Origin of the sequence: Frankia sp. Hr75.2 (assembly GCF_949319125.1) — a bacterium.
GTDB classification, from domain to species: domain Bacteria; phylum Actinomycetota; class Actinomycetes; order Frankiales; family Frankiaceae; genus Parafrankia; species Parafrankia soli.
On record NZ_CASGGV010000321.1, the window covers coordinates 105,485 to 128,948 of the forward strand.

General features: G+C 72.4%; 24 protein-coding genes. 18 read left to right on the forward strand and 6 right to left on the reverse strand.

Features of this window, described 5'->3' with window-relative positions; genetic code table 11:
* Positions 1 to 9: 9 nt before the first annotated feature.
* The 9 genes from AC559T_RS29445 (at position 10) to AC559T_RS29485 (ending at position 9,233) form a co-directional block, all read left to right on the forward strand.
* Entirely contained in the window at positions 10 to 1,149 is a 1,140-nt protein-coding gene (locus AC559T_RS29445) for a PP2C family protein-serine/threonine phosphatase (protein WP_498870812.1), read from the forward strand.
* Positions 1,150 to 1,295: 146 nt separating this feature from the next.
* Positions 1,296 to 1,823 carry an RNA polymerase sigma factor gene (locus AC559T_RS29450; RefSeq protein WP_235014364.1) on the forward strand — a complete coding sequence of 176 codons (528 nt, stop codon included), beginning with the start codon at positions 1,296 to 1,298 and terminating at the stop codon, positions 1,821 to 1,823.
* Complete coding sequence (locus AC559T_RS29455; RefSeq protein ID WP_498870774.1) at positions 1,820 to 3,040, forward strand: hypothetical protein; 1,221 nt, start codon at positions 1,820 to 1,822, stop codon at positions 3,038 to 3,040. Before AC559T_RS29450 ends, AC559T_RS29455 begins: the two co-directional genes overlap by 4 nt.
* A gap of 276 nt (positions 3,041 to 3,316) precedes the next feature.
* A complete protein-coding gene (locus tag AC559T_RS29460) occupies positions 3,317 to 5,011 on the forward strand; it encodes a TIR domain-containing protein (protein ID WP_498870775.1) in 1,695 nt (564 codons plus the stop codon).
* Between the two features lie 131 nt (positions 5,012 to 5,142).
* Complete coding sequence (locus tag AC559T_RS29465) at positions 5,143 to 5,349, forward strand: hypothetical protein (protein WP_112107892.1); 207 nt, start codon at positions 5,143 to 5,145, stop codon at positions 5,347 to 5,349.
* Positions 5,346 to 6,470 carry a CaiB/BaiF CoA transferase family protein gene (locus tag AC559T_RS29470; RefSeq protein ID WP_071061813.1) on the forward strand — a complete coding sequence of 375 codons (1,125 nt, stop codon included), beginning with the start codon at positions 5,346 to 5,348 and terminating at the stop codon, positions 6,468 to 6,470. Before AC559T_RS29465 ends, AC559T_RS29470 begins: the two co-directional genes overlap by 4 nt.
* Before the next feature lie 118 nt (positions 6,471 to 6,588).
* Positions 6,589 to 7,716 carry an NAD(P)/FAD-dependent oxidoreductase gene (locus tag AC559T_RS29475; protein WP_498870776.1) on the forward strand — a complete coding sequence of 376 codons (1,128 nt, stop codon included), beginning with the start codon at positions 6,589 to 6,591 and terminating at the stop codon, positions 7,714 to 7,716.
* A 7-nt stretch (positions 7,717 to 7,723) separates the two neighbouring features.
* Complete coding sequence (locus AC559T_RS29480; RefSeq protein ID WP_498870777.1) at positions 7,724 to 8,074, forward strand: amidohydrolase family protein; 351 nt, start codon at positions 7,724 to 7,726, stop codon at positions 8,072 to 8,074.
* A gap of 151 nt (positions 8,075 to 8,225) precedes the next feature.
* Complete coding sequence (locus AC559T_RS29485; protein ID WP_498870778.1) at positions 8,226 to 9,233, forward strand: LacI family DNA-binding transcriptional regulator; 1,008 nt, start codon at positions 8,226 to 8,228, stop codon at positions 9,231 to 9,233.
* A 59-nt stretch (positions 9,234 to 9,292) separates the two neighbouring features.
* On the opposite strand, the gene AC559T_RS29490 is transcribed toward AC559T_RS29485, so the two are convergent.
* Positions 9,293 to 9,682, reverse strand: coding sequence for a winged helix-turn-helix transcriptional regulator (locus tag AC559T_RS29490; protein ID WP_112107909.1), 390 nt, complete (start codon positions 9,680 to 9,682; stop codon positions 9,293 to 9,295).
* A 102-nt stretch (positions 9,683 to 9,784) separates the two neighbouring features.
* Here AC559T_RS29490 and AC559T_RS29495 point away from each other — a divergent pair, with 102 nt between their 5' ends.
* Positions 9,785 to 10,408: an NAD(P)-dependent oxidoreductase gene (locus AC559T_RS29495; protein WP_498870779.1), complete on the forward strand. Its 624-nt coding sequence runs from the start codon at positions 9,785 to 9,787 to the stop codon at positions 10,406 to 10,408.
* Between the two features lie 12 nt (positions 10,409 to 10,420).
* Here the strand turns inward: AC559T_RS29495 and AC559T_RS29500 are convergent, their stop codons facing one another.
* The 4 genes from AC559T_RS29500 to AC559T_RS29515 all read right to left on the reverse strand — a co-directional run bounded on the left by AC559T_RS29500 (position 10,421) and on the right by AC559T_RS29515 (position 14,195).
* Positions 10,421 to 11,062, reverse strand: a complete 642-nt coding sequence (locus tag AC559T_RS29500; protein WP_498870780.1) for a CatB-related O-acetyltransferase — start codon at positions 11,060 to 11,062, stop codon at positions 10,421 to 10,423.
* 116 nt (positions 11,063 to 11,178) lie between these two features.
* Positions 11,179 to 11,946, reverse strand: coding sequence for an SDR family NAD(P)-dependent oxidoreductase (locus tag AC559T_RS29505; RefSeq protein ID WP_498870781.1), 768 nt, complete (start codon positions 11,944 to 11,946; stop codon positions 11,179 to 11,181).
* 30 nt (positions 11,947 to 11,976) lie between these two features.
* Positions 11,977 to 13,008 (reverse strand): phosphotransferase family protein, encoded by a 1,032-nt coding sequence (locus AC559T_RS29510; protein ID WP_498870782.1) that lies wholly within the window; start codon positions 13,006 to 13,008, stop codon positions 11,977 to 11,979.
* Positions 13,005 to 14,195 (reverse strand): acyl-CoA dehydrogenase family protein, encoded by a 1,191-nt coding sequence (locus AC559T_RS29515; protein WP_498870783.1) that lies wholly within the window; start codon positions 14,193 to 14,195, stop codon positions 13,005 to 13,007. Before AC559T_RS29515 ends, AC559T_RS29510 begins: the two co-directional genes overlap by 4 nt.
* Before the next feature lie 143 nt (positions 14,196 to 14,338).
* Between AC559T_RS29515 and AC559T_RS29520 the strand changes: the two genes are divergently transcribed.
* The 5 genes from AC559T_RS29520 (at position 14,339) to AC559T_RS29540 (ending at position 18,651) form a co-directional block, all read left to right on the forward strand.
* Positions 14,339 to 14,935, forward strand: coding sequence for a TetR/AcrR family transcriptional regulator (locus AC559T_RS29520; RefSeq protein WP_241831131.1), 597 nt, complete (start codon positions 14,339 to 14,341; stop codon positions 14,933 to 14,935).
* 58 nt (positions 14,936 to 14,993) lie between these two features.
* A complete protein-coding gene (locus AC559T_RS29525) occupies positions 14,994 to 15,917 on the forward strand; it encodes a pyrophosphohydrolase domain-containing protein (RefSeq protein ID WP_498870784.1) in 924 nt (307 codons plus the stop codon).
* A gap of 48 nt (positions 15,918 to 15,965) precedes the next feature.
* The gene (locus AC559T_RS29530; protein WP_498870785.1) at positions 15,966 to 16,805 is read left to right on the forward strand and encodes a patatin-like phospholipase family protein; all 840 of its coding nucleotides are present in this window, start codon (positions 15,966 to 15,968) and stop codon (positions 16,803 to 16,805) included.
* A 178-nt stretch (positions 16,806 to 16,983) separates the two neighbouring features.
* Positions 16,984 to 17,868, forward strand: coding sequence for a pyridoxamine 5'-phosphate oxidase family protein (locus AC559T_RS29535; protein ID WP_498870786.1), 885 nt, complete (start codon positions 16,984 to 16,986; stop codon positions 17,866 to 17,868).
* Between the two features lie 300 nt (positions 17,869 to 18,168).
* Complete coding sequence (locus tag AC559T_RS29540) at positions 18,169 to 18,651, forward strand: PaaI family thioesterase (protein WP_071067033.1); 483 nt, start codon at positions 18,169 to 18,171, stop codon at positions 18,649 to 18,651.
* Here AC559T_RS29540 and AC559T_RS29545 read toward each other — a convergent pair.
* Complete coding sequence (locus tag AC559T_RS29545) at positions 18,632 to 19,825, reverse strand: winged helix DNA-binding domain-containing protein (protein ID WP_498870787.1); 1,194 nt, start codon at positions 19,823 to 19,825, stop codon at positions 18,632 to 18,634. The two genes, AC559T_RS29540 and AC559T_RS29545, sit on opposite strands and share 20 nt — an antisense overlap.
* Before the next feature lie 486 nt (positions 19,826 to 20,311).
* Here AC559T_RS29545 and AC559T_RS29550 point away from each other — a divergent pair, with 486 nt between their 5' ends.
* From AC559T_RS29550 to AC559T_RS29560, 3 genes are read left to right on the forward strand one after another with little or no spacing between them, the layout of a single operon-like run.
* On the forward strand, positions 20,312 to 21,655 hold the full coding sequence (locus AC559T_RS29550) for an ABC transporter substrate-binding protein (RefSeq protein ID WP_498870788.1): 1,344 nt from the start codon (positions 20,312 to 20,314) through the stop codon (positions 21,653 to 21,655).
* 2 nt (positions 21,656 to 21,657) lie between these two features.
* Positions 21,658 to 22,602 carry a carbohydrate ABC transporter permease gene (locus AC559T_RS29555; protein ID WP_071067026.1) on the forward strand — a complete coding sequence of 315 codons (945 nt, stop codon included), beginning with the start codon at positions 21,658 to 21,660 and terminating at the stop codon, positions 22,600 to 22,602.
* Positions 22,589 to 23,464, forward strand: coding sequence for a carbohydrate ABC transporter permease (locus AC559T_RS29560; protein ID WP_112107879.1), 876 nt, complete (start codon positions 22,589 to 22,591; stop codon positions 23,462 to 23,464). Before AC559T_RS29555 ends, AC559T_RS29560 begins: the two co-directional genes overlap by 14 nt.

Here is a 23,464-nt window from a genome sequence, read left to right on the forward strand (position 1 = left end):
GTGAGTGTCATGCGGGTCCGTTCGCGGGCAGCGATGCTGGTCCCGCTTGTCATCATCGTGGCGGTCTGCGTGGTCGACGCCGTCGGGGGACCCGACTTCGTCATCATCGCGCTCGTGGTCATGGCTCCGCTGTTGGCTGCCAGCACGGTCGGTCCACGACTGACCGGTGTCTACGCACTCGCCGCGCTCGCCGGGGCGGGCGCGGTGGAGATCGCCAACCAGGTCGTGGAACCGGATGCGGGAGGGGGCCAGATCGCGCGGGTGATCCGGCTCGCCGGCATCGCCCTCGGCGGCGGGATAGCCGTGGTCGCGAGCCGGGCCCGCCAGGCTCGGGAGCACCGGCTGACCGCGCTGGTGCGGGTGGCCGAGGTCGCGCAGCGTGCCATTTTGAGCCCGGTCCCGGCGGTCGTCGACGGCCTGCGGTTCACCGCCCTGTACCGGAGCGCGGCCACGGAGGCCAGCGTCGGCGGAGACCTCTACGAGGTGGTGGACACCCGGTGGGGCGTGCGGCTGCTGGTGGGGGACGTCCGGGGCAAGGGGCTGGAGGCGGTTCGGCTCGCCAGCCGTGTCCTGGGCTGCTTCCGGGCGCTGGCGGGGCGGCTCGAGGATCCGGCGGATCTGGTCGCGGCGCTCGACAGCGAGGTCGCCGCCTTCGGGAGTGAGAAGAGCGAGGATTTCGTCACCGCGGTCGTCGCCCAGATCGACCGTGCCGGGCGGATGTCGCTGCTCAACGCCGGCCACCCCGACCCGCTGCGGGTCCGGGGCGGCGTCGTGGAGCCACTCGGTGTCGCCGACCGGCAGCCACCGCTCGGTCTCGGTGCCGCGCCGGCCGTGGCCCACTACCTTTTCGCCCGGTCTGACCGGGTGCTCTTCTACACCGACGGCCTGGCCGAAGCCCGCAACCGCGGTACCCGGGAGTTCTTCCCGCTTCTCCCGGCCGTGTCGGACGCGTTCGCCGCCGCGGAGCTGCCCGAGGCGAACGCGCACCTGGTCAGCGCGCTCGTCTGCTGGACCGGCGGCTCGCTTGGCGACGACGTCGCGCTCGTCGCTGTGGAGCGCCCCGAGTCGGGGGCCGAGCAGGCCCTCCCGGCCGGCGGCGAGTCGGCCGCGGCCACATCGACAGGGCCGGGGGAGTTCAGAGCCGGGTAGTGGACGTGGCCAGGATCGAGCGGACGGACGTCGCCGGGCGCTTGAGCAGGTTCTCAAGCTCTGGTCCGGTGGTGGCGAGCTCTCCTGGAGGTACAGATTCTTCGGCCCGGTGAGCATCGGATCAGCGCCTGGTGCGTCTATGTAGCGTGAAACAGACAACTACGCTGGTGGCGGGTGAGCCTCCCGGGGTCGCCGCCGTCTTCGCGGCGCACGGGGCGGGGCTGTTCCGCCTGGCGGTGCTGCTCGTCGGCGATCGGGCGACCGCCGAGGACATCGTCCAGGACGCCTTCGTCGGCCTGCAGCGACGATGGCCTGACCTGCGCGACCCGGGACGTGCACCCGCCTACGTCCGTACCGCCGTCGTCAACGGTGCAAACTCGGCCCTTCGCCGCCGGGCCCTGACCCGGCGCCTGCACGCGTCGCACCCTCCGCCGATCTGGTCGGCCGAATCGGCCGAGTACGCGGCGATTGTCGGCGAGGATCGCCTTGAGGTGATGCGGGCACTGGCCCGGCTGCCCCCGCGGCGCCGTGCCGTCCTCGTCCTTCGCTATTACCTCGATCTCACGGACGACGAGATTGCCGATGTTCTGGGCATCAGCCCGTCCAGTGTCCGTTCCACCGCGAGCAGGGGCCTGCGGACGCTGAGTCGTGTGTTCGGGCAGGAGGAAGCATGAGCACCACTGAGGATCGGCTCCGCGATGCCCTCGCCGCGACGGCGCTCGCCGCAGGGCCGGTCCCGGAGCTGGCCACGGGCCTGGCCCCCACCACGCACCGCCGCCGACGGCGATACGCCGCCGTCCCTCGCATGGCGTTTCCGGTCGCCGCGGCGACACTCGTGCTGATCATTGTCGGGGTGGTCGTAGTGGTGCTGCGTCATGACGTACGCGATCCGGCGATGCTGGCAGCTCCCCCGTCCAGGCCGCACTTCGTCGTCAGTATCACGGGCGGCGGATCCCTCGAGGTCTTCGAACAGGATTCGCCGACCGGGACACGGCGCCTGAGCGTGCCGAACCCGCCGGGAGTCGTCTTCCACGGTCTCAACCCGACGGAGGACCACCGCGTCTTCTTCATCAGCGGCAGCGACACGCGTGGGGGTGCCGAGGTCGGAAGTATGGAGGGCGTGGTGGCGTATCTGCTCACCATCGATCGCTCCGGGCGGAATGCCGCCCTCACCGAGATCCGGAACCTCGGCGGCGTCGGGGAGGACTTCACCTCGGCGTCTCCGGACGGCACCCGACTGGTCCGCGGGAGGCTTCCCACCGGTCCCGACCTCGACGGTTCGGCGCAGTCCACGCCCTACCGCATCGAGATCGTCACTCCTGGCACCTCGGAGACGAAGACCTTCACGCTCGCCCGCAACGGTCCGGGCACCAGCTATTCCTATGGCGGCGCCGGGTCCTTCTTCAGCTGGGACGCCACCGGTCGGTACCTCGCCTTCTTTCTCTCCGGAACACGAGCGGACGACGGCATCCGCATTCTCGACACCGAGGCCGACGGGGGCGATCTGATCGCCAACTCCCGGCTGATTCCTGGAACGGTGCGACTCTCGACTCCGACGGCGCGGACGCAGACGCAGGCGCAGACCAGCGCGCCGGTGCTGAGCGCCGACGCCAGGCACGTGTACGTCATCGCCTCGGAACAGGCCGCGGACGGGAGCGGGGTGTCCCGGGTGGTGGAACTCGACGCCCGTGACGGCCGGCAGACCCGGGTTCTGCTCGAGCAGCGCAACACCGACCCCGCTCACTCCCTCGGTCAGATGGCGGTCGACCTGGTCGACGGTGATCTGCGCCTGCGTGACAGCCACGACTGGCGCTACAGCATCGACGTCTCGACCGGCGCCGTGGCCAAGCTTCCCCCGTGGCACGGAGAACTGCTGTCCATGGCCTGGTGACGCGACCTTCTTCGTCCGCCGGCGGAGCACGGTGAACTCGGCGTCGGCGTCGGCGTCGGCGGGGCGGGGACGCGGCGCCGTCCTGTGGTGGTCGGTCTCACCGTCAGCCCGGACTGGTGTACCTGGTCGATCAGGCAGCCGAGGTCGCCGGTGCCCGGTTGCGGCGCGGTCGCTGCGGGGGGAACGGGTCGAGCCACGAGGTGTCACGGGGAGAAGCCCGGGGCGTGACGGGGTGGCGCCATCAGCGGATCGCCACCTGTGCCAGGGTGTGTGCCCATGGCATCGGGGGACTGCGACAACGGGGGCGCGGTGGCGAATGTCGCCGGGACGGACTTCTTCGTCTCGTACGCCACCGCCGACGAGGCGTGGGCGGAGTGGATCGCCTGGAACCTCGAGGAGGCCGGGTACAGCACCCGCATCCAGGTCTGGGATTTCGCTGTCGGATCTCATTTCGTTCACGAAATGCACCGGGCGGCAGGAGGCGCGGCCAGGACGGTTGCCGTGCTCTCCGCCGAGTATCTAGCCTCGGCCTACGCCGAGGCCGAATGGGCGGCGGCCTGGGCGGGTGACCCGATCGGCATCCATCGCCGGCTGCTTGTCCTCCGGGTCGGCGAGTGCGAACAACCCGGCCTGCTGCGACAGGTCGTCGGGACGGACCTGTTCGACGTCGACGAGAACACCGCCCGGGAGCGCGTGCTGGCGGCGGCCCGCGGACAGCGGCACAAGCCGAAGTCACCACCGAGCTTCCCCGGCAGGCCCGCCACGGCGACGGCGTCCGCGAGTACGCCCACACCGGCACGACGGCCGCCTCTGGCGCGGCCGAAGTTTCCCGGCGGCCGGGTACGGCGCGGACCGTGGCCGGCCCCACGGGTGCTGATCGCGCTGGTGCTGCTCGTGGCTCTCACCGGCGGTGGAATTGTGGGCACCGGCGCCCTCAAGAACTGGCTGGGCGGTTCCGGCCCGTCACCGTATGCCGACACCGGCTGTAAGGACGTACAGGTGCTGGGTGGCCTGGCCGGTTCGCCCTACAGCCTGTACGCCCAGACGCTCGCCGACCTCATCAATGATCGCGCACTCAACGGCGGTAACCATTGGTCGGCCACCGCTGATCTGAGCACGTCAGGGACCTCCGCCAGCCTGCGCACCCTCGCCGCGGACCCGAAGTGCACCCTCAGCCTCGCCCAGCTCAACGTCCCGGTGGACGCGGAACGCGGGCTGGGGGATTTCCGTCCGGAGAACGGCGGTCCCATCGCCGGTCTCCGCTACGTCGGGCAGGTCTACTACGACATCGTGCACCTCATCGTGCCGCCCGACTCGCCCATCGGTGGACTCGTCGACCTGTGCGGGAAGCAGGTTCTCGCTGGACGGGACAGCTCGGGCACCAACCAGATCAGCACTGTGCTCATCCGGTACGTGCAGGACACCTGGAACTGCAAGGTGGACAGCAGCCCCGACGAGGGGCTCAAGACGGCGCTGCCACGACTGGATCCATCCTCGACGGCCCCGGTGGACGCCGTCTTCTGGGCAGCTGGTGCCCCGACGAAGCTGATCAGCGACTACCTCGCCAAGGGGCACATGATCAGGCTCGTCCCGCTGAACGACGGTCGCGTCGCCGTCGCCGAGGAATGGTCCACCGTCTACCCGGACGTGAGTCAGCCATTCGTGGCACTGCCGCTCGGCCCGGAATATCCGGGGGTGAACGAGGTCGGCACCTTCGGAACGCCGAACGGCGTGGTCGCGATGAAGTCGACGGACCGGCCGCTCGTCGCCTTCGTCGCGCGGATGCTCCAGGAACGGAGGAAGGACTTCGAGCACGACCTGCGGCCGGCGCACCCGCCGGGTTGGTTTCCCACCCCGTGGTCGTTCGCCGATTCCGGTCTGTGCCAGGCGGTCCCGCTGCACGACGCGGCCTACAAGGCGTACGTCCAGGCCCCGGACGGGCAGGCGCCCTCCGGATGCCGGGTCGGCTGACGGGACATCCGATGGATCGCGGGCGCCTGGCGCCGGATTCACGGCTGCGCTCTCGAGCCCCGGCACGGCGAGCGTCGTATGGATACTCGGGACGATGACCACAGCACCGCTCCAGGCAGTGATCTTCGATCTTGACGGCACCCTGCCGGCACCGACGACGCCTTGACCGGCTCTTCGCCGACTACCTGACCTGTTACGCGTCCACCTGGGCGAGGTTCGGCGACGTCGACGCGGTGCTGGCCGCGGTCGCCCCGGCCGGCCTCGGCCCGCACGACGAGCCAGACCGCATCACATCCCTCGACCAGCTCGCCCGATACCTGCATAGGTTTGGCGGGTGACGTTCCCTCTGCGTGGGGTCCGCGTTCTCGACCTCGCCCGGCACTATCCCGGCGGGTACTGCACCCTGCTGCTGGCCGACCTCGGCGCCGAGGTGGTCAAGGTCGAGGCCCCTGGCGCCGGCGATCCGCTCCGCGGCCCGGCCGGGACGTCGCCCGCCCACATCGGCCTCAACCGGGGCAAGCGCTCCATCACCCTCGACACGCGGCGGCCGGCGGGGCTCGACGTGCTCCGCCGGCTCGTGGCCGGGGCGGACGCCGTCGTCGACAGCTCCCGCCCGGGTGCCCTGGAGGAGGCGGGCTTCGGGTATCCGCAGGCGGCAGCCGTCAACCCACGGCTGGTGTGGGCGGCGCTGTCCGCCTTCGGCGCTGACGGCCCCTACGCCGGACGGGCCGGCCACGAGGTCACCTTTCTCGGTCAGTCCGGCGCGCTGGCCGCGATGGCCGAGCAGCTCCCGTGGATGCCCCAGACGGCGATCGCCGCGCCCATGGCCGGTGCCGTCGCGGCGATGGCCGTGGCCGCCGCGCTCGCCGGCGCTGCCCGAACCGGAACCGGCTGCTTCGTCGACGCCTCGATCACGGATGCCTCGACGTGGCTGTTGTCCGGCATGCCGGCCCAGTTCACCGCCGGTGCGCCCAAGTTGGGATGGGCTGCGGGCCGCCGGCTCTACCGATGCGCCGACGACCGGTGGGTGAGCGTCTCGGCGGCCGAGTCCCGGACCTGGCATGCGCTCTGCCGGGTCCTCGACGCCGACGATCTGGCGGACCGGCTCACGGCCCCCGTCGAGGAGCAGGCGGCGATGGCCGAGCGCTTCGAGAAAGTCTTCGTCACCCGGCCGGCGGCGCAGTGGATGGAGTCGGACCCCGCCGCGACGATCGGCGCGGTGAACGAGGGCCCGGATCTGCTGACCGATCCGCACGCCTCGGCACGCGGAGCCCTCGTGGACGTCATGGGCACGCTGGTGCCAGCGACGCCGGTCCGGCTCCGGGACGCCGAGGGACGACGGTCGTCGACGCCCACCACCGGACCGCCGGCACTCGGCGCGGACACCGACGAGATCCTCCTCGCCGCCGGCGTCCCCGACGGGGAGCTCGCCCGACTGCGGGCCGACGGCATCATCTGAGCTGGCCCTGTTGGTTGACCGTGCGGGCATTGTGAGTCAGGGTGAAACTAGTTACTGAAACTAGTTTCAAGAGTGCGTGACGCGGCGAGAGCCGCCGGCCCGGAGGGAAAGGATCGGCATGGCTGAGAACGTGGTCGTCATCGGTGCCGGTGCCTACGGCGCGGCGGTCGCCGCCTCGCTGGCGCGCCGCGGTGCCCGGGTCGTCATCGTGGAGGCCGGCGCCCCCGCGGGCGGCACCTCCGGTGCGACGTTCGCCTGGATCAACGCTTCCAGCAAGCAGTCACACCCGTACCACGCTTTCGGGGTCGCGGCGATGGACGCCCACCGCAGGCTGGCGGCCGAGACGCCCGCCGGCGACTGGTACCACGAGTCCGGCAACCTGCGGTGGGAGACCGCCGACGACGAGCACGAGGTGCTGCGCCGGAAGGTCGCCACCGTCGTCGCCTACGGGTACGAGGTGCGCTGGCTCAGCCGGGCCGAGGCGCTGAAGCTCGAACCGGACGTGGATCCCGCCGCGCTTCCGGCGGACGAGATCGCCTACTTCCCGCGGGAGGGGTGGGTCGAGCCGGCCCGCCTGGTCGGCCACCTGCTCTCGAGGGCGGTGTCCCGGGGCGCCGAGCTGGTGACCGACGACCCGGTCGTCAGCCTGCGGATCGCCGCTGGACTGGTACGTGCCGTGGGCCTCGCCTCGGGTCGCTCGATCTCCGCGGGCGCGGTCGTGAACTGCGCGGGGCCGCGCGCCGGCGCGATCGCCGGGCTCGCCGGCCTGGATCTGCCGATGCGCAACACCCACGGCGTGCTCGTCCACACCTCCCCGGTCACCGTCTCGGTATCCCGCGTCATCCACGCGCCGGACGTCCACCTGCGGCCGGACGGGGGCGGACGGCTGCTGCTGCACACCCAGGCGATCGACGGCGCGGTGCGTATTTCCGGCAACGGTGAAATGAGCGCGGACGGATCGGCGGTCGAGACGATCCTCGAGGCGAGCCGGGTGCTCTACCCGGGAATCCGGGCGGCGACGGTGGAGAAGGTCCGGATCGGTGAACGGCCCATTCCCGGGGACGGCCTGCCCGTGCTGGGGCGGGCGGCCGAGCTGCCCAACTTCCATTTCGCCGTCTCGCACAGCGGCGTGACCCTGAGCGTGCACGCCGGTGACCTGGTCGCGGCGGAGGTGACGGGGGAGGACCGCGGCGACGAGCTCGCCGCCTTCCGGTTCGAGCGGTTCCACCCGGCGGGGGCCCGGTGAGGGGCGGATGACGCGCACGGTCGTCCTGAACGGAGGTGACCTCGTCGACGGCCGGGGAGGGGAACCGCGGCGCGACGTCGACATCATCGTCGTGGGCGACACCGTCCGCCACGACCCGGTCCTGCTCGCGATCGACCGGGCCGTCCGGGCGGGCGTGGTGACCCTGCCGGCCGCGGTCGCGATGGCGACCGCCAACGCCGCGGACGCCATCCCCGGCCTGGCGCCACGCCGTGGCCGTGTCGTCCCCGGGGCGATCGCCGACCTGGTGGTGACCGACCCGGCGGAGCTCCGCGACGTGGGTACTGTCATGGTCGGTGGCAGGTTCGCCGTTCGCGACGGCCGGTGCGTCGCCCGCTGACGGGCCGCCCTCCTGACCGGGCATCCGACGGCCGCCTACCGACTGGACAGCCGCCGGGACGTCAGCCCGCAGGGCACCCGACCGGAGCGTCGGCCGACCAGGCGGCCTGACCGGGCACCGCCGGAACCGTTCGGAGGGACGCGCAGCGACCATGGCGAAGCGAGTCACCATCGGTGACGTCGCCGCGCACGCCGGCGTCTCCACGGCGACGGTCTCCCGCGTGCTCAACGGGGGCGCCGTCACCGAGGCGACCGCGACCCGGGTGCGGGAGGCGGTCACCGCGCTGGAGTACAGCCCCAACGCGCTCACCAGAAGTATCTTCGCCGGTCGCTCCAGCACGATCGGTGTTGTCATCCGTGACCTGAGCAGCCCCTTCTACCTCGACCTGATCCGTGGCATCGACGACGTGGCCGCCGCCAACGACAGCCTCGTCATGCTCGCCAACACGTTCCGCCAGGCCGACCATGAAATCGCGCTCGTCAGGATGATGGACGAGCACCGGGTGCGCGGCCTGATCGTGACCGCCGGCGAGCAGACCGACAGCCGCACCCGCCGCATGGCCGAGACCGGCACGCCGTGCGTGATCGTCGCGCGTACCGTGCGGAACCCTCCGCCCGACCTGCACGCCGTCAGCCTCGACAACGTCGGGGCCGGTCGTCTGATGGCCAGGCATCTGGTCGGGTGCGGGCGGTCGTCCGTCGGGGTCGTCACCTCCGGGAGCCGCCCGTCCCAGCTCGAGCGCACGGCGGGGCTGCGGCAGGCGCTCATCGAGCTCGGACGTCCGCTGCCCGCGGACGCGGTGGCCGTCGCCGAGACGGCGGAAGAGGCCGACCATGCTGTCGGCGCGCTCCTCGCGCGCGCGCATGCTCGCGGAACGCCGTTGGACGCGGTCGCCTGCGCCACGGGCCGCCTGACCGTCGCCGCGTACTCGGCGCTCACGGCTCGCGGCCTCGCCATTCCCGACGACATCGCGTTCGTGACGATGGACGACTTTCCCTGGGCCACCGCGCTCGGGATCACCGTGATCACCCAGCCCTCGTACGAGATGGGCCGGCGGGCAGCCGAGCTCGTCGTCGAACGTCCCGGTGAAGCGGTCAGCATCGTCTTCGAGCCGGCGCTGGTCGCCCGCGGCTCCGCCGGCGAGAGAAACAGTCCGTGACCTGAGCAGCAGCGGTCAGTGTTCCGGGACGCCTCGGTCAGGGCCGCCGGGCGGGCTCGTCACGAGCCGGTGGGGTCCAGGCGGCCCGCGCCGTCGTGCGCCTCCCGGGCTTCTAGCAGCTCGTCCCAGTGCTCCTCCGCCCAGGCGCAGGCGGCGGCCATCGGCTCCAGGATGCTGCGGCCCAGGGGGGTCAGCTCGTACTCCACCCGCGGGCTCGGCCCGGCGTACACGGTGCGCCTGACCAGGCCGTCCCGCTCGAGGGAGCGCAGCGACGCGGTGAGCACCTTGGGAGAGACCCGGCGCAGCGGAACCCGCAGCTCGGAGAAGCGGCGCGGGCCGTGCTCGAGGCACCGGATGACGAGAGCCGCCCACTTGTCGCCGAACCGGATCGGGTTGAGCGAGGACGGGCACAGCTCGTCGAACATGTCGGAGGGCAGCGGTTCCCTCATGGCGGCATGGTAGCCGCTATCCGGGAGGTAACCGCTGTCCCCCATAGCGTCCGGGCACTGGCCGGGCGTGAGGGCTCCGGCTCCGGTGAGAGGCGGTCCCGCATGAACATCGTGATCTTCGGCGCCGGGGGTCGGGCCGGCCGGGAGGCCGTCGCCGAGGCGTGCCGGCGCGGTCACCAGGTCACCGCCGTGGTGCGCGACCCGGCACGTCACCAGATGCCGTCCGACGTGCGGGTAGTGCGGGGCGACGTCGTCGATGTGGCGAGTGTCGAGGAGGTGGCGGCCGGGCACGACGCCGCCATCAGCGCCGCCGTCGACCTGGCGGTGCCGTCCCACGATTTCTTCACCGCGTCGGCCCGTGCGCTGAGCACCGGGCTGCCGACGGTCGGGGTGCGCCGCCTGGTGATGGTCGGCCTCGCCTCGATCATGGCCGGGGCGTCCGGTGCCCCGTTGATGGACGAGCCCGCCTTCCCGACCGAGTACCGTCCCTTCGCCCTCGGCCATGCGGCGGGTCTCGACGAGCTCCGGGGCCGCGATCTCGACTGGGTGTACGTCGCACCCGCCGGCGACTTCGATCACGACGGCACGCGCACCGGCCGCTACCGCGTCGCCGGGCACGCGGACTGGGCGAGCCGGATCACCTACGCCGACTTCGCGATCGCGCTGCTCGACGAGATCGGGACACCGGGCCACCACCGCGCGGCGCTCATCGTCCGGGAGGCGTGACCCCGCGCCCGGCTACCTGGGGGCCGCGGCCTCGAGGTCGTCGACGCTGCCGGCCATGATGGTGCGGATGTGCCGGGTGATGTGCTCGATCGGCCAGTCCCACCAGGCCAGCGCCAGCAGGCGGGCGACGTCCGCCTCGCTGTGGCGCAGGCGGAGGAGCCGCGCCGGGTCGCCCCCGACCACGCCGTAGTCGGGGACGTCGTCCACGACGACCGAGCCGGACCCGATGATCGCGCCGTGGCCGATGCGGACGCCGGGCATCACCATGGCGCGGTAGCCGAACCAGACGTCGTTGCCGACCACGGTGTCACCGCGGCCGGGCAGGCCGGTGATGAGGTCGAAGTGCTCGGCCCAGGAAGCGCCCATGATCGGGAAGGGGAAGGTCGACGGGCCGTCCATGCGGTGGTTCGCGCCGTTCATGATGAAGCGCACGCCCGCGCCCAGCGCGCAGAACCGGCCGATGACCAGTTTCTCCGGCCCGTAGTGGTACAGCACGTTGCGGGTCTCGAAGGCGGTCGGGTCGTCGGGGTCGTCGTAGTAGGAGAACTCCCCGACCTCGATCAGCGGCGAGGTGCACAGCGGCTTCAGCAGCACCACCCGCGGCTGCCCGGGGACCGGGTGCACCACGGTCGGATCGGCGGGCACGTCCGCCATCACGAACCACCTCCCATCAGGCCACGACGATCAGGCCACGACAAGACCCAATCACGGCGGCGCGGACGACCCGGGAACCGGCCGGCGCACCGCCGGGCCGGAGTCAGCCGGCAAGCTCAGTGGCCGGACATGCCGCCGTCCACCGCGAGCGTCGTTCCCGTGATGTAGGAAGCTCCCGGGCCGGCCAGGAAGACCACCGCCGCGTCCAGCTCGTGCTGCTCGCCGAGCCGGCGCAGCGGGCTGGTGTTGCCGATGAACGTCATCAGCTTGTCTGGTGGGATCTGTGCCGTCATCTCGGAGGCGAAGTATCCCGGGGCGATGGCGTTCACCCGGATCCCCCGGCGGCCCGACCACTGCTGCGCCAGGTCCCGGGTCAGCCCGATCAGCCCGGCCTTGCTGGCGGCGTAGGCGGCCTGCGGTGCGTAGGACTTGATGAGCCCGAGAACACTGGCGATGTTGATGATGCTCGAGCCCGGCTCCATCACCCGGGCGCACGCCTGCGCCGCCCAGTAGGCGCCGTTGAGATTGACGTCGATGACCCGCCGGAACTCCTCCGGCCGCTCGTGGAGGGCGGGTACCGCGGTGCCGACTCCGGCGTTGTTGACCAGGATGTCGATCCGGCCGAACTCGGTGACCGCCGCCTCGGCGAGGGCGGTGCACTGCTCCGGGTCACTGACGTCGGTGGTGACCGTGAGCGCCCGCCGTCCCGTCCCGCGCACGTCCCGCACGACCTCCTCGAGGCGGTCGGCGCGGCGGGCGGCGAGCACGACGTCCGCGCCGGCCTGGCCGAGCGCGCGGGCGAAGCCGACGCCGAGCCCCGAGCTGGCGCCGGTGACGACGGCGACCCTGCCGTCCAGCCGGAACAGGTCCAGCACGTTGGTCATGGTGTCTCCAGGGTCACGGTCTCTCCCAGGTCAAGGTGTCTCCAGGTTTCCGCTCAGGGCGCGCAGCCCGGCCGCGGCGAGTGGTGCCGTCGCCTCGCCGACGGAGTCGAACCCGGCGCCGCGGGTCACGCCCTGCTCGAACCGGTAGTGGATGCCCTCCGCGATCACCGCCACCTTGAAGTAACCGAGTGCGAGGTAGAACGGGAAGTTGCTCAGGTCCCGGCCGGTGATCTCGGCGTAGCGGTTGGTCAGCTCGCTCGCGGCCGGCAGGCGCGGGCTGGTGGACGCCGCCGAGCCGCCCAGCACCGGCGCGAACGCCGGATCGGAGTAGGCGATGTGCACGCCCAGGTCGGCGATCGGGTCGCCCAGAGTCGCCATCTCCCAGTCCACCACCGCGCGTACCGTCGCCGGGTCCTCCGGCGCCACGATGACGTTGTCGATCCGGAAGTCGCCGTGCACGATCGACGCGCCGCTCTCCACCGGGTGTGCCTCGGCGAGCCTGGCGTACAGGGCGTCGACATCGGGCAGGGCGCGGGTGCGGATCCGCTGCCACTGGTCGTTCCACCGCCGTACCTGGCGGCCGAGATAGCCCTGCGGGCGGCCGAAGGCGCCCAGACCGACCCCGTCCGGTTCGATGGAGTGCAGCCGCGCCAGCACGTCGATCAGGGCGTGGGCGCAGCGGTCGATGTCGATCTGGGGGAGCGCGTGCAGCTCCTCCTCGGTGCGGATGACCGGGCCGGGAACGTACTCGACCACGGAGAACGGCACGCCCAGCGGGTCGCCCTCGCTGTGGGCGACCGCGCGGGGGACGGCGACCACGCTGTCGGACAGGGCCGACACCACGCGGTGCTCGCGGAGCACGTCGTGGGCCGACGGGGTGAGCCCACCCAGCGGCGGTCGCCGCAGCACCCAGCGGGTCGTCCCGTCGGTGAGCAGGTACGTGAGGTTCGAGCGGCCGCCCGACAGCCGCTCGGCCGTCAGCTCGCCGCGGAAACCGGGGATCCGCTCGGCGAAGAAGCGGTCCAGCGCCGGCAGGTCCAGCCCCTCGACGGCGGTTCTCACCGGGCGGCCGCGGCGTGCTGCCTGATCGCCCGGCGCGCGATCGCCCAGCGATGGGTCTCGGACGGGCCGTCGTAGATCCGGAACGGGCGCACCTCGCGCAGGAACCGGCTCAGCGGGACGTCCCCGGACACCCCGAGCGCACCGCAGATCTGCAGGGACCGGTCCACCACCCGCCACACCGCCTCGGCGCAGAACGTCTTGCCGATCGACGTGGCCTGCGCGGCCGAACGGCCCTGGTCGAGCTCCCAGCAGGCCCGCAGGATGAGGCCCCGGGAGGCGGCGATGTCGATCTCGTTGTCGGCGATCATCTGCTGGACCATGCCCAGCTCGCCCAGCCGCGAGCCGAACAGCTCACGCTCGTTGGCACGCCGGATCGCGATGTCGTTGGCGTGCCGGGCGATGCCCAGCCAGCGCATGCAGTGCGTCATCCGGGCCGGGCCGAGCCGGACCTGCGCGTTGCGGAAGCCCGCGTCGACCTGGCCGAGCACGGCGTCGTCGGGCACCTCGCAGTCCTCGAAGAGCAGCTCGACGTGGCCACCGAACAGGCTCTGGTCGAGCGTCTCGATGTGCCGCACCGTCTTCATGCCGGGGTTGTCCGCGTCGACCAGGAACATCGTCGCGCCGCCCGCGTCCCCGGGGTCGCCCGAGGTGCGGGCCATGCAGATCGTGACCGCCGCCCCGTCGCCGCCCGTGGTGAACCACTTGCGCCCGTTGATCCGCCAGCCCCCGTCGACCCGCTCGGCACGGGTGGTCAGCGCGCTGGGGTCCGACCCGGCGCCGGGGGCGGGCTCCGTCATCGCGAAGCAGGACCGGATCTCGCCGGCCGCGAGGGGGCGCAGGTAGCGCTCCTTCTGCGGGCCGGAGGCGACGGCCTCCAGCAGGTGCATGTTGCCTTCGTCGGGGGCGGCGATGTTCAGCGCGAGCGGCCCGAGCAGCGCGTACCCGGCCTCCTCGAACACCGCGGCCCGACCGCGCATGTCCAGCCCGTGGCCGCCGTACCCGGTGCTGACGTGCGGGGCGAACACGCCCGCCTTCCGTGCGGCGTCCTGCAGCTCGCGCCGCACCGCCTCGGAGGGGACCGGATCCCGGTGCCGCTCCTCGACCGGGAGCACCACGTCACGGACGAACCGCGCGGTGCGCTCGGCGAGGTCGGCGACCGCCGGCTCGGGCGCGAGGTCAACCACCATCGGATCTCCTGGCTGCCGCAGGGGCTAATGACTATTAGCCGGATGCTAGACACGGCTTTGTGCTGGCCGCAAGTGATCCTGACTATGATGCGAGGTGACGGTGGCCAGGTTTGGCTATCACCTGTTAGCGATCGGGGAGGGGCGTGGCTGGAAAGGACGTGGTCCGGCCCAGTTCGGTGCGGTCCGCGCAGATCCGCGCCGCCGCGCTCGACCTGTTCACGCGCTCCGGCTACGAGGCCACCACGATGGCCGACCTCGGTGCCGCCGTCGGCATGCGTGGGCCCAGCCTGTACAAGCACGTCGCGTCCAAGCAGGACGTCCTCGAGCAGATCATGACCGGCACGATGGAGGCGCTCCTGGCCGCGCACCGGGCGGCCGTCGCGACCACGGCGGACCCGGTGGAACGGCTGCGGCGCGCCACGGAGGCGCATGTCCGGTACCACGCGCGGCACCGGCTGGAGGCGTTCGTCGGGAACCGCGAGATCCGCAGCCTCACCCAGCCCAACCGCGAGCGTGTGCTGGGCCTGCGCGCGGAGTACGAGCGGTGCTTCCGGGACCTCATCGAGGCCGGCCTGCGGGCGGGGCGGTTCCAGGTGGAGTCCGCGAGGCTGGCCTCGTACGCGATCCTCGACCTGGGGATGGGCGTCGCGGTGTGGTTCCGCGATGACGGCGAGCTGACCGAGGACGCTGTGGTCTGGCAGTTCAGCCAGTTCGCCCTGCGCATCGTGGGCGCATCGTAGGCGCGGCCGGCTTCGGCCAGCGATCAGGCGTGCGGGTTCCGGCGGTAGCGTCGACGTGGTGATTTCCCTCCCGGACCGGCCGGCGGTGCCTGACCCGGCGCTTCCCGTCGCGGCGATCGACGCCGCCGTGCGCGCGCTCGACGTGAACGACGCGCGCAACGGGATCGGGCCCCAGGAGGGCCTGGCGCTGCGGGTCCTGAAGCTGGTCGAGGAGTGCGGGGAGGCGAGCGCCGCCCTGATCGGTCTGCGCGGCCAGAACCCGCGCAAGCCGCGCTCCTCCGAACAGGATCTGGTGGACGAGCTTCTCGACGTCGCGCTCAGCGCCCTGGTCACGGCGGCGTCCCTGACCGGCTCCTGGGCCGAGCGGTTCGGCGACCAGGTGCTGACCAAGACGTCGCGGCTGGTCGCGGTGGTACCAGGAGGGCTGGCGGCGGCGTCACCGGCACCGGGCGCGGTGCCACCGGCGGCGCCGGCCGTGGCGCCGGGTGTCGACCCCGGTGGTGATCCTGGTGGTGATCCCGGCCGGCCGGCTGGCCGCGGACGCGGCATCCCCACCGCGCCGTCCGTCATGGCGATGGTGCGGGAGTTCCACGGCGCGCTGGGTGACGACCTGCCGGGCTCGCCGCGTCTCCAGGACGCGGCGACCCGCCGGCTGCGGCGCGAGTTCCTGGCCGAGGAGGCCGCGGAGGCCGTCGCCGCCGACGAGAACGGCGACCTCGTCGGCCTCGCCCAGGAGCTGGCCGACGTCGTGTACGTCGCCTACGGCACGGCCGCCCGGTACGGGATCCCGCTGGACGCGGTCCTCGCCGAGATCCACCGCGCGAACCTGACGAAGGAGGCGCATCCCGCCGGCGGCAAGGCGGTCAAGGGCCCGACGTTCCGACCGGCGGACGTCGCCGCTGTCATGGGCTTCCCACCCGCGGCACCCGCGGAGGTCGGTGGGCCGGCCGGGCGAGCCGCCGACGAGCGCGTCGGGCCGTAGCCGGCGGGCCTTGACCTGAACCCGACTTCAGCCCCGACGCTGATCGGCATGACCTTCTCCGATGGTGCGGCGGTCGTCCTGGGGCCGGGTGGGCTGGTCGGCACGGCCTGGCTGCTCGGGCTGGCAGCCGGCCTGCGCCGTGGCGGCGTGGACCTCGCCGACGCCGATCTGATCGTGGGAACCTCCGCGGGTGCGATCGCGGGGGCGGTCCTGGCCACCGGCGGTGACCCCGAGCGCCTCTCCGCCCTGCCCGATCCGAGCCCCGACCCGACCGCTCCGCGGACCCGCCCGGACCCCGGCCTGATGGGCGAGGTGTTCGCGATCCTCGCCGATCAGGCTGATCCGGAGCGGGTCCGTCGCGTCGGCCGGATCGCGCTCACCGCCCCGACCATTCCCGAGGACGTGCACGTCGCCCGGATGGCGTGGCTGATCGGAGCCCACGACTGGCCGGACCGGCGGCTGCTGATCACCGCGGTGGACGTCGAGACCGGCCGGCCCGTCGTCTGGGACCGCGCCAGCGGCGTCCCGTTGGCCTCCGCCGTGGCGGCCAGCTGCGCCATGCCCGCCGCCTACCCGCCGGTGACCATCGAGGGCCGGCGCTACATGGACGGCGCGCTGGGCGGCGGATCCAACATCCACCTCGCTGACGGCGCCGACCCGGTCGTGGTCATCGAACCGGGGGCTCCCAGGCCCGGGCCCGCCGTGCCGGCCGCCGTGTCACCCGTGGCGGCCGCCGTGCGGCCCGCGCCCGCCGTCGTGCGGATCGCCCCCGACGAGGCCGCGCGGAACAGCTTCGGCCCCGACCTGGGTGACCGGAGCCGTTGGCGGCCGGTCTACCAGGCCGGGGTGAACCAGGCCCGGACGGCCGCCGGACTCATCCGCCGGTGAAGTCGAGCGAGTTCCGTAGGCCTCCAGCTACCGTCATCTGACGGTTCCCCGTAGGCGGCGTCGGCGGGACGATCGGTGGTGTGGAGCATTCGGCTGCCGAGCGGGGCGCGACCGAGGGCCGATTGTCCGTCTCTCGGCGGCGTAGTCGGCATTCGACAGACCGCGAGGTGACGTTCCGATGACAGCCGACCCGGCTCGGGGTTTCCATGACGGCGAACTGGCGGTGCAGCAGCGGGCTGGTGTCGCCCGGGACGCGGCTCGGCTCGCGGGCATGCTCGGGCCCACCCGGTTGCGCCCCGGCTCGACCGCTTTCCTGGCAGGTCTGCGGCTGGCGGCGCTGACCGCGCGCGACCGCGCCGGAACGCTGTGGATCTCGGTCCTGACGGGTCCACCGGGATTCCTCGACGGTGCCGGGGAGCTGCTGCGGATCCGCGCGGCTCCGGTGCCCGGCGACCCGTTGTCCGACCTCGGCGCGGACCAGCCGGTCGGGATCGTGGCGATCGATCCACAGGCGCGGCGCCGAATGCGCGTCAACGGCACGTTGATCTCGGCCCGTCCCGGGAGCCTGGTGGTCGAGGTCGGCGAGGCCTACGGCAACTGCCCGCAGTACATCCAGGAGCGCACGATCGGCACGGGGCCGACCCGCCGGACCGAGCACCCGGCTCCGCTGGTCGGTGATCGGCTCGACGAGTCGGCCACCCGGATCGTGCGCGCGGCCGACACCTTCTTCCTCGGCACCATCCATCCGGAACGCGGTGCCGACGCGTCACACCGCGGTGGCCCGGCCGGGTTCGTCCAGGTCGCCGGAGGCGACCTGGCGTGGCCCGACTACCCCGGCAACAACATGTTCAACAGTCTCGGCAACCTGCAGGTCGACGACACGGCCGCGCTGGCCTTCGTCGACTTCGGCACGGGCGACACCGTGCAGCTCTCGGGCCGCGCGCATGTGGAATGGGCGGACCCCGGCCCGGCGGACGACGACGGCGGAACCGGCCGGCGCGTGGTCTTCACCGTCTCCCGGGTGGTCTCGGGCGGCCCGCCGTTGCCGATCCGCGCCGCCTGACCCGCCCCGGTCCGTGCGGACCGGGGCGGAGTCGTCGACCGGGAGCCCGTCGACCTGATCGTGTCACGGGGGCGAGGCGTGGCTGGGAAGCAATTTCCAACTCAGATGGTCTGGGTGGCTAGGCTCCTGCTCATGCCACCCGCCGCGCCCAACGAGCCCGCGTCTGAGCCCGAGCCCGTGTCTGTGTCCGAGCCCGAGCCTGTGTCCGAGCCCGCACCCCGGTCCGCCGGTGCACCGGCGGAGCCCGTCGCCGCGCCGCCGGGCGCGGACCCCAGGTGGGGCGACCTGCGCCGCAAGACCGTGACCTGGTACGACCCGGCCGCCAGCGCGCGGTCGAGCCTGACCATGTCCGGCCTGGAGTTCCTGCGGGCGATGGTCGACGGCACCGTCCCGCCTCCGCCGATCTCACGAGTCTTCGACTTCCGCCCGGTCACGGCGGAGGTCGGCGACGTGGTCTTCACCTGCGAGCCGGACGAGTCCGCGTACAACCCGATCGGGCTCGTCCACGGCGGTCTCGTCTGCACCCTTCTCGACACCGCGGCGGGCTGCGCGGTGCACACGACACTGGCGGTCGGTGTCGCGTACACCTCTCTTGAGATCAAGGTCAACTACGTCCGCCCTGTCCAGGTTCTCCCCGGCCGGGTGAACACACTGACCGTGCACGGATGGGTCACCCGTCCCGGCCGCCGGGCGGCATTCGCGGAGGGCGACGTCCGCGACGCGCAGGGCCGAGTCGTGGCCACCGCGAGCAGCACCTGCCTCGTCATGGGCGCCGGGAGCTGACGGAAGCCTGTTGGCCGGCCGGGCGCAGGAACCGTTCGACGTCGGCGGCCTCGGAACGCAGCGCCTGGGTGACGGCAGGGGAGAGCGGGGCGAAGGCAGTCAGCTCGACCCGCCCGGCGCGGACGGCCCACGTGCCGGCCGCCCGGCCGTCGACCAGGGCGAACGGGCGGAAGATGCCGTTGGACGTGACGATGCCGCGGTGCGGCCCGACGATCCAGTCCCGCGACTCCCAGCCAAGCAGGACCGGGTCGAACTGACCGAGCAGCCTCGGTGGCGGCATCCGGCCTGCGCCGGCCACATCGGTGGCGCCGTCACCGCCCGCTACGCCCGCCACGGCCGCCGCGCCTGCCCCGGCCGGGCCGGCCGCGGGGGCTGCCGGCCCGAGGCCAGGTGGGCACCGAAGCTGCGCGCGGCCGTCGTCGCGGTCGGCCAGGTCCGCGGCGATCGCGGCCAGCCCGCGGCGGGCGTCGCCCAGGGGCAGCCCGGCCCAGCGGGCGAGATCGCGGTCGGTGGCCGGGCCGTGGCCCGCCAGGTACCGCCGGGCCAGCTCGGCCAGCGTGTCGTCGCGCTCGCGGGGCTCCGGCGGCGGGCCCAGCCAGTCGCGGACGAGCACGTAAGCCTGCTCGCCGCCGGCCACCGGGCTGCGCACGACCAGGCCGCGCACCGACGCCTCGATGAGGATGTAGACCAGCGCCTGCCCGTCCACCGGTACGCCGGCACCGCGGAGACGCTCGCGCAGCGCGTCGCGGCCCAGCGGCCCGTCGGCGGCCAGCGCCCGCTCGACGACCGAGACGCCCCTCTCGGCCTGGGCGGGGGAGACGCCCTCCTCGGTGAACCGACGCCGGATCTGGGCCTGCATCCGCGGGGCGGTCAGCGGGTGCAGCCACCAGTAGTCCTCGGCCCGGACGAGGTGCAGCGTCCCCCGGTTCAGCCAGGTGACGACGAGCGAGCGGTCGGTGGTCAGGGCCTCGTCGACGTCGGCGGCGTGGGAGCCGGCCACCCGTGATCTGATCGCCAGCCGCATGCCGCGCGGGTCCTGCGCCTGAACCGCGAGGAGATGCGCCACCGTGTCGACGGCCGTGCACCACGCCGTGCCCGCGAGCCCCTGCGCGGCCAGCCGGGCGGCGGCGACCGCGGGCGCCACCTCGTCCGGCGCCGTGTCCCGACCTGCCATCCAGTCAGCCTGCCAGGTCCGCGTAGTAACCGAGCCAGCCGCCAGCCGCCAGCCGCCCGCGGCTGGCGGCTGTCATCAAATCGACCCGGTTTGTTCATCCGACGTTTATCGGCGTATTGGCCGGATGGTTTAGAGGCCGACGCCGATTGGAATACGTGATGATCGGATTCGAAGTTACGTTTGCGATCGGGAATCCGCGGTAGCACGATTGCTCGCGGCGGCCCGAACAGCCCGATTCGGGTCCGGTGCGCAGGGGGCGGGGGAACGGGCATTGGTTCCGTTCCCAGGGATCCGCCTGCCTGCCTGCTCGGGGGGACCGGCCGTCATGCTCCACCTGGACCTCGGGAATCGCGGTGACATCCCGCCGCCGGACGCGGATCGGAAGGCGGGCCGGCACGGTTCTCCCCGGCGATTCCACCAGTGCGTTGCGCTGGCCTCACGCACATCGGTGACACGGGTGTGCACGAACCTCGGAAAGGTAACAGTATGACAGGCCGGACAGGGCGCGTGCGTGGTCGGCGGCTGATTCCCGCATTGCTCGCCGCGGTTTCGGTGTTCGCCGCGGCGGCGTGTGGCAGCAGCGACGGCGACTCGGGCACCGAGAACGCCGCGGGGGCGCTGGCCCCGCTGGACAGCGCGACCAAGGTCACCATCAAGTTCCTCTCCTACAACTACGGCACCCCCGGGCTGGGCGGCACGGGGACGCAGGCCCTCATCGACGCGTTCGAGAAGGCCCACCCCAACATCACCATCGAGCCGCAGGGCGTGGCGACCAAGGACGTCCTGACCCGGCTGCGCACCGACACCGCCGCGGGCAGCCCGCCGGACGTCGCGCAGATCGGCTGGAGCAAGATGGCCGAGGCCGTGCAGGCCCTGCCGATCGTGCCCGTCCAGGAGATCCCGCCGACGGCGGAGTGGGACGAGCACGTCGCCGGGATGTCGAAGAGCATCCTCTCGGCCGTCTCGGTCGACGACCAGGTGAAGGCGATGCCTTACACCATGTCGATCCCGGTCCTCTACTACAACGCCGACCTCTTCCGGGCCGCCGGGCTCGACCCGGCCAAGCCGCCGACGACGCTCGAGGAGGTCAAGAAGGCCGGGCTGGCCATCAAGGGCACCGGGTCCGAGGGCGTCTACTACGGTGTCGTGGACTCCGCGAAGTCCGACTTCCTCACCCAGTCCGTGGTGAACGGCAACGGCGGCAGCCTGGTCGACGCCAACGGCGAGGTCACCCTCGACAAGCCGGCGGCGGTCGGCGCACTCACGGGGATCCAGGACCTGGTCAAGTCCGGGGCGATGCCCGCGGTGAACACCGAGACGGCGCTGGCCGCCTTCACCACCGGCAAACTCGGCATGCTCGTCACCAGCACCGCCGTCCTCGCCAGTGCGATGAAGGCCGCCACCGGCAAGTTCGAGCTGCGGACCGCGGGCTTCCCGGCCTTCGGCTCGAAGCCCGCCCGGCCCACCTACTCGGGCGCGGGTCTCGCGGTGCTGGCCAAGGACGACGTCCACAAGCGGGCGGCCTGGGAGTTCATCAAGTTCGTCACGAGCGACGCCGGCTTCGAGATCATCACCTCCAAGATCGGCTACCTGCCGCTGCGCGAGTCCGTCGCCACCAAGCTGGGGGACTCGGCGATCGTGAAGCTCCTCGCCCCGTCGCTGGAGCAGCTCGACACCGTCGCGCCGTACACCGCCTTCCGCGGTGAGAAGGCGAACCAGGCGGTCGTCGCGCTGCAGGACGAGGCGGTCGAACCGATCGTGCTGCGGGGCGCGGACCCGGGGCCGACGCTCACCTCGGTCGCCGAGAAGATCCGGAAGCTCAGCGCCTGACGATGACCACCCTCGAGGCCGGCGCCTCGACGCTCGACGCGCGGGGGCACGCGAACAGGCGTGTCCCCGCCGCCGCCGTCCGCGCCCGACTGACGCCCTGGGCCTACCAGGCCCCGGTCCTGATCTCCCTGCTCGTCTTCGTGTACGGCCCGCTGGTGTTCACCATGGTGCTCAGCCTCCTGGACTGGGACCTGGTGTCGCCGGACAGGACGTTCGTCGGCGTGGACAACTACCGCCGCCTGGTGGAGGAACCGGAGTTCCCGCACGCGCTCGCGCGGACAGGGCTCTACGTCCTGGCGCTGCTGCCGTTCGCCACGATCGTCCCCATGGCGCTGGCGATCATGCTGTGGAAGCGGCCCGGGCGGGCCAGCGACAACTACCGGTCGCTGCTGTTCCTGCCGGTCGTCCTGGCCCCGGTCGCGACGGCGCTGTCCTGGCGGTTCGTGCTCGACCCGCTCGGCGGCGTGGCGAACCACGTCTTCGGCGCCGTCGGCCTGCCCGAGCAGGACTGGCTCGGCGATCCCGACACCGCCATCTGGGCGATCTCGCTGATCACGTCCAGCCGGTTCGTCGCGCTGAACATCCTGCTGTACGGCGCGGCGCTGGCCGCGCTCGACCGCCGCGCGTTCGACGCCGCCCGCATCGACGGCGCCACCGAGTGGGAGATCACCCGGCATCTGGTGGTCCCCCAGCTGGTCAACACGACCGTCCTGCTGTCGTTTCTCTGCGTGGTCTTCGCGGGCCAGTGGACCTTCACCAACGTCGCCGTGCTGACCCAGGGCGGCCCGGACGCCAGCACCGACAACATCTACTACCGCCTGTACACCTACGCGTTCACCTTCTTCGACGCCGGGACGGGAGCCGCCGCCGCGGTCCTGATCGTGCTGATCCTCACCGCGCTGTTCGGACTGTCGACCCTGCTGAGGAGGCGCCGTGCCCTCGGGTAGCCGCGCACTGACCGGAAGCCGCGCCCTGTCCGGTGGCCGCGCGCTGTCCGGTGGCCGGGGCGCGACGGTGGGCCGGCACGCGGTGCTGCTGCTGGCCGCGTTCGTCATGCTGTTCCCGCTGCTGTGGGCGCTGTCCGCGTCGTTCAAGCCCGGCACCGACATCTACAACGCGAACCCGCTGCCGTTCCCGGGCACGCTGGACAACTACCGGTACGCCCTGCGGGAGTTCCCGCTCTGGCGGCTGCTGGTCAACACCTTCGTCACCGCGATCGGCGTGACCCTGCTGCACCTGGTCGCCGGGGTGCTCGCGGCCTGGTCGTTCGTGCGCTTCGCCCACCGGGGCCAGCGGCTGGTGCTGGGCCTGGTCACGGTCGCCCTCGTCGTCCCCCCGCAGTCGCTGATCATCCCGCACTTCCTGATGATCACCCGGCTGGACCTGCGGGACAGCTTCGTCGGCCTGATCGTCCCGCAGCTCGCGACCTGCGCGCTCGCCGTCCTGCTGCTGCGCGAGCACATCCGGGCGATACCGCCGACGCTGATCGCCGCCGCCACTCTTGACGGCGCGACGCACGGCGAGACGCTGCGGCAGATCGTGCTGCCGCTGCTGCGCCCCGCCCTCGGCGCGGTCGGGATCGTCGTGTTCATCACGACGTGGAACGAGTACCTGTGGCCCTCGCTGGCCGCGCCCAGTCCGGAGCACACCACGATCCAGATGGGGCTCCAGCTCTTCGAGACCACAGAGGGGCCCGAGCACGGCCCGATGCTCGCCGCGGCGATGCTCGCGACGCTCCCGGTCGCCGCCGCGTATGTCCTGGCGTCCCGGCGGATAGCCGACGCCTTCCTCCAGGCCGGATTGCGGTAG

Excerpts from the sequence above, each read along its gene's own strand:
- AC559T_RS29475 (WP_498870776.1), top strand. The coding sequence starts at position 6,589 with ATGGCTGAGAACGTGGTCGTCATCGGTGCCGGTGCCTACGGCGCGGCG.
- AC559T_RS29495 (WP_498870779.1), top strand. The coding sequence starts at position 9,785 with ATGAACATCGTGATCTTCGGCGCCGGGGGTCGGGCCGGCCGGGAGGCC.
- AC559T_RS29460 (WP_498870775.1), top strand. The coding sequence starts at position 3,317 with ATGGCATCGGGGGACTGCGACAACGGGGGCGCGGTGGCGAATGTCGCC.
- AC559T_RS29505 (WP_498870781.1), bottom strand. The coding sequence starts at position 11,946 with ATGACCAACGTGCTGGACCTGTTCCGGCTGGACGGCAGGGTCGCCGTC.
- AC559T_RS29515 (WP_498870783.1), bottom strand. The coding sequence starts at position 14,195 with ATGGTGGTTGACCTCGCGCCCGAGCCGGCGGTCGCCGACCTCGCCGAG.
- AC559T_RS29445 (WP_498870812.1), top strand. The coding sequence starts at position 10 with ATGCGGGTCCGTTCGCGGGCAGCGATGCTGGTCCCGCTTGTCATCATC.
- AC559T_RS29555 (WP_071067026.1), top strand. The coding sequence starts at position 21,658 with ATGACCACCCTCGAGGCCGGCGCCTCGACGCTCGACGCGCGGGGGCAC.
- AC559T_RS29535 (WP_498870786.1), top strand. The coding sequence starts at position 16,984 with ATGACAGCCGACCCGGCTCGGGGTTTCCATGACGGCGAACTGGCGGTG.
- AC559T_RS29550 (WP_498870788.1), top strand. The coding sequence starts at position 20,312 with ATGACAGGCCGGACAGGGCGCGTGCGTGGTCGGCGGCTGATTCCCGCA.
- AC559T_RS29530 (WP_498870785.1), top strand. The coding sequence starts at position 15,966 with ATGACCTTCTCCGATGGTGCGGCGGTCGTCCTGGGGCCGGGTGGGCTG.
- AC559T_RS29455 (WP_498870774.1), top strand. The coding sequence starts at position 1,820 with ATGAGCACCACTGAGGATCGGCTCCGCGATGCCCTCGCCGCGACGGCG.
- AC559T_RS29490 (WP_112107909.1), bottom strand. The coding sequence starts at position 9,682 with ATGAGGGAACCGCTGCCCTCCGACATGTTCGACGAGCTGTGCCCGTCC.
- AC559T_RS29480 (WP_498870777.1), top strand. The coding sequence starts at position 7,724 with ATGACGCGCACGGTCGTCCTGAACGGAGGTGACCTCGTCGACGGCCGG.
- AC559T_RS29485 (WP_498870778.1), top strand. The coding sequence starts at position 8,226 with ATGGCGAAGCGAGTCACCATCGGTGACGTCGCCGCGCACGCCGGCGTC.
- AC559T_RS29500 (WP_498870780.1), bottom strand. The coding sequence starts at position 11,062 with ATGGCGGACGTGCCCGCCGATCCGACCGTGGTGCACCCGGTCCCCGGG.
- AC559T_RS29545 (WP_498870787.1), bottom strand. The coding sequence starts at position 19,825 with ATGGCAGGTCGGGACACGGCGCCGGACGAGGTGGCGCCCGCGGTCGCC.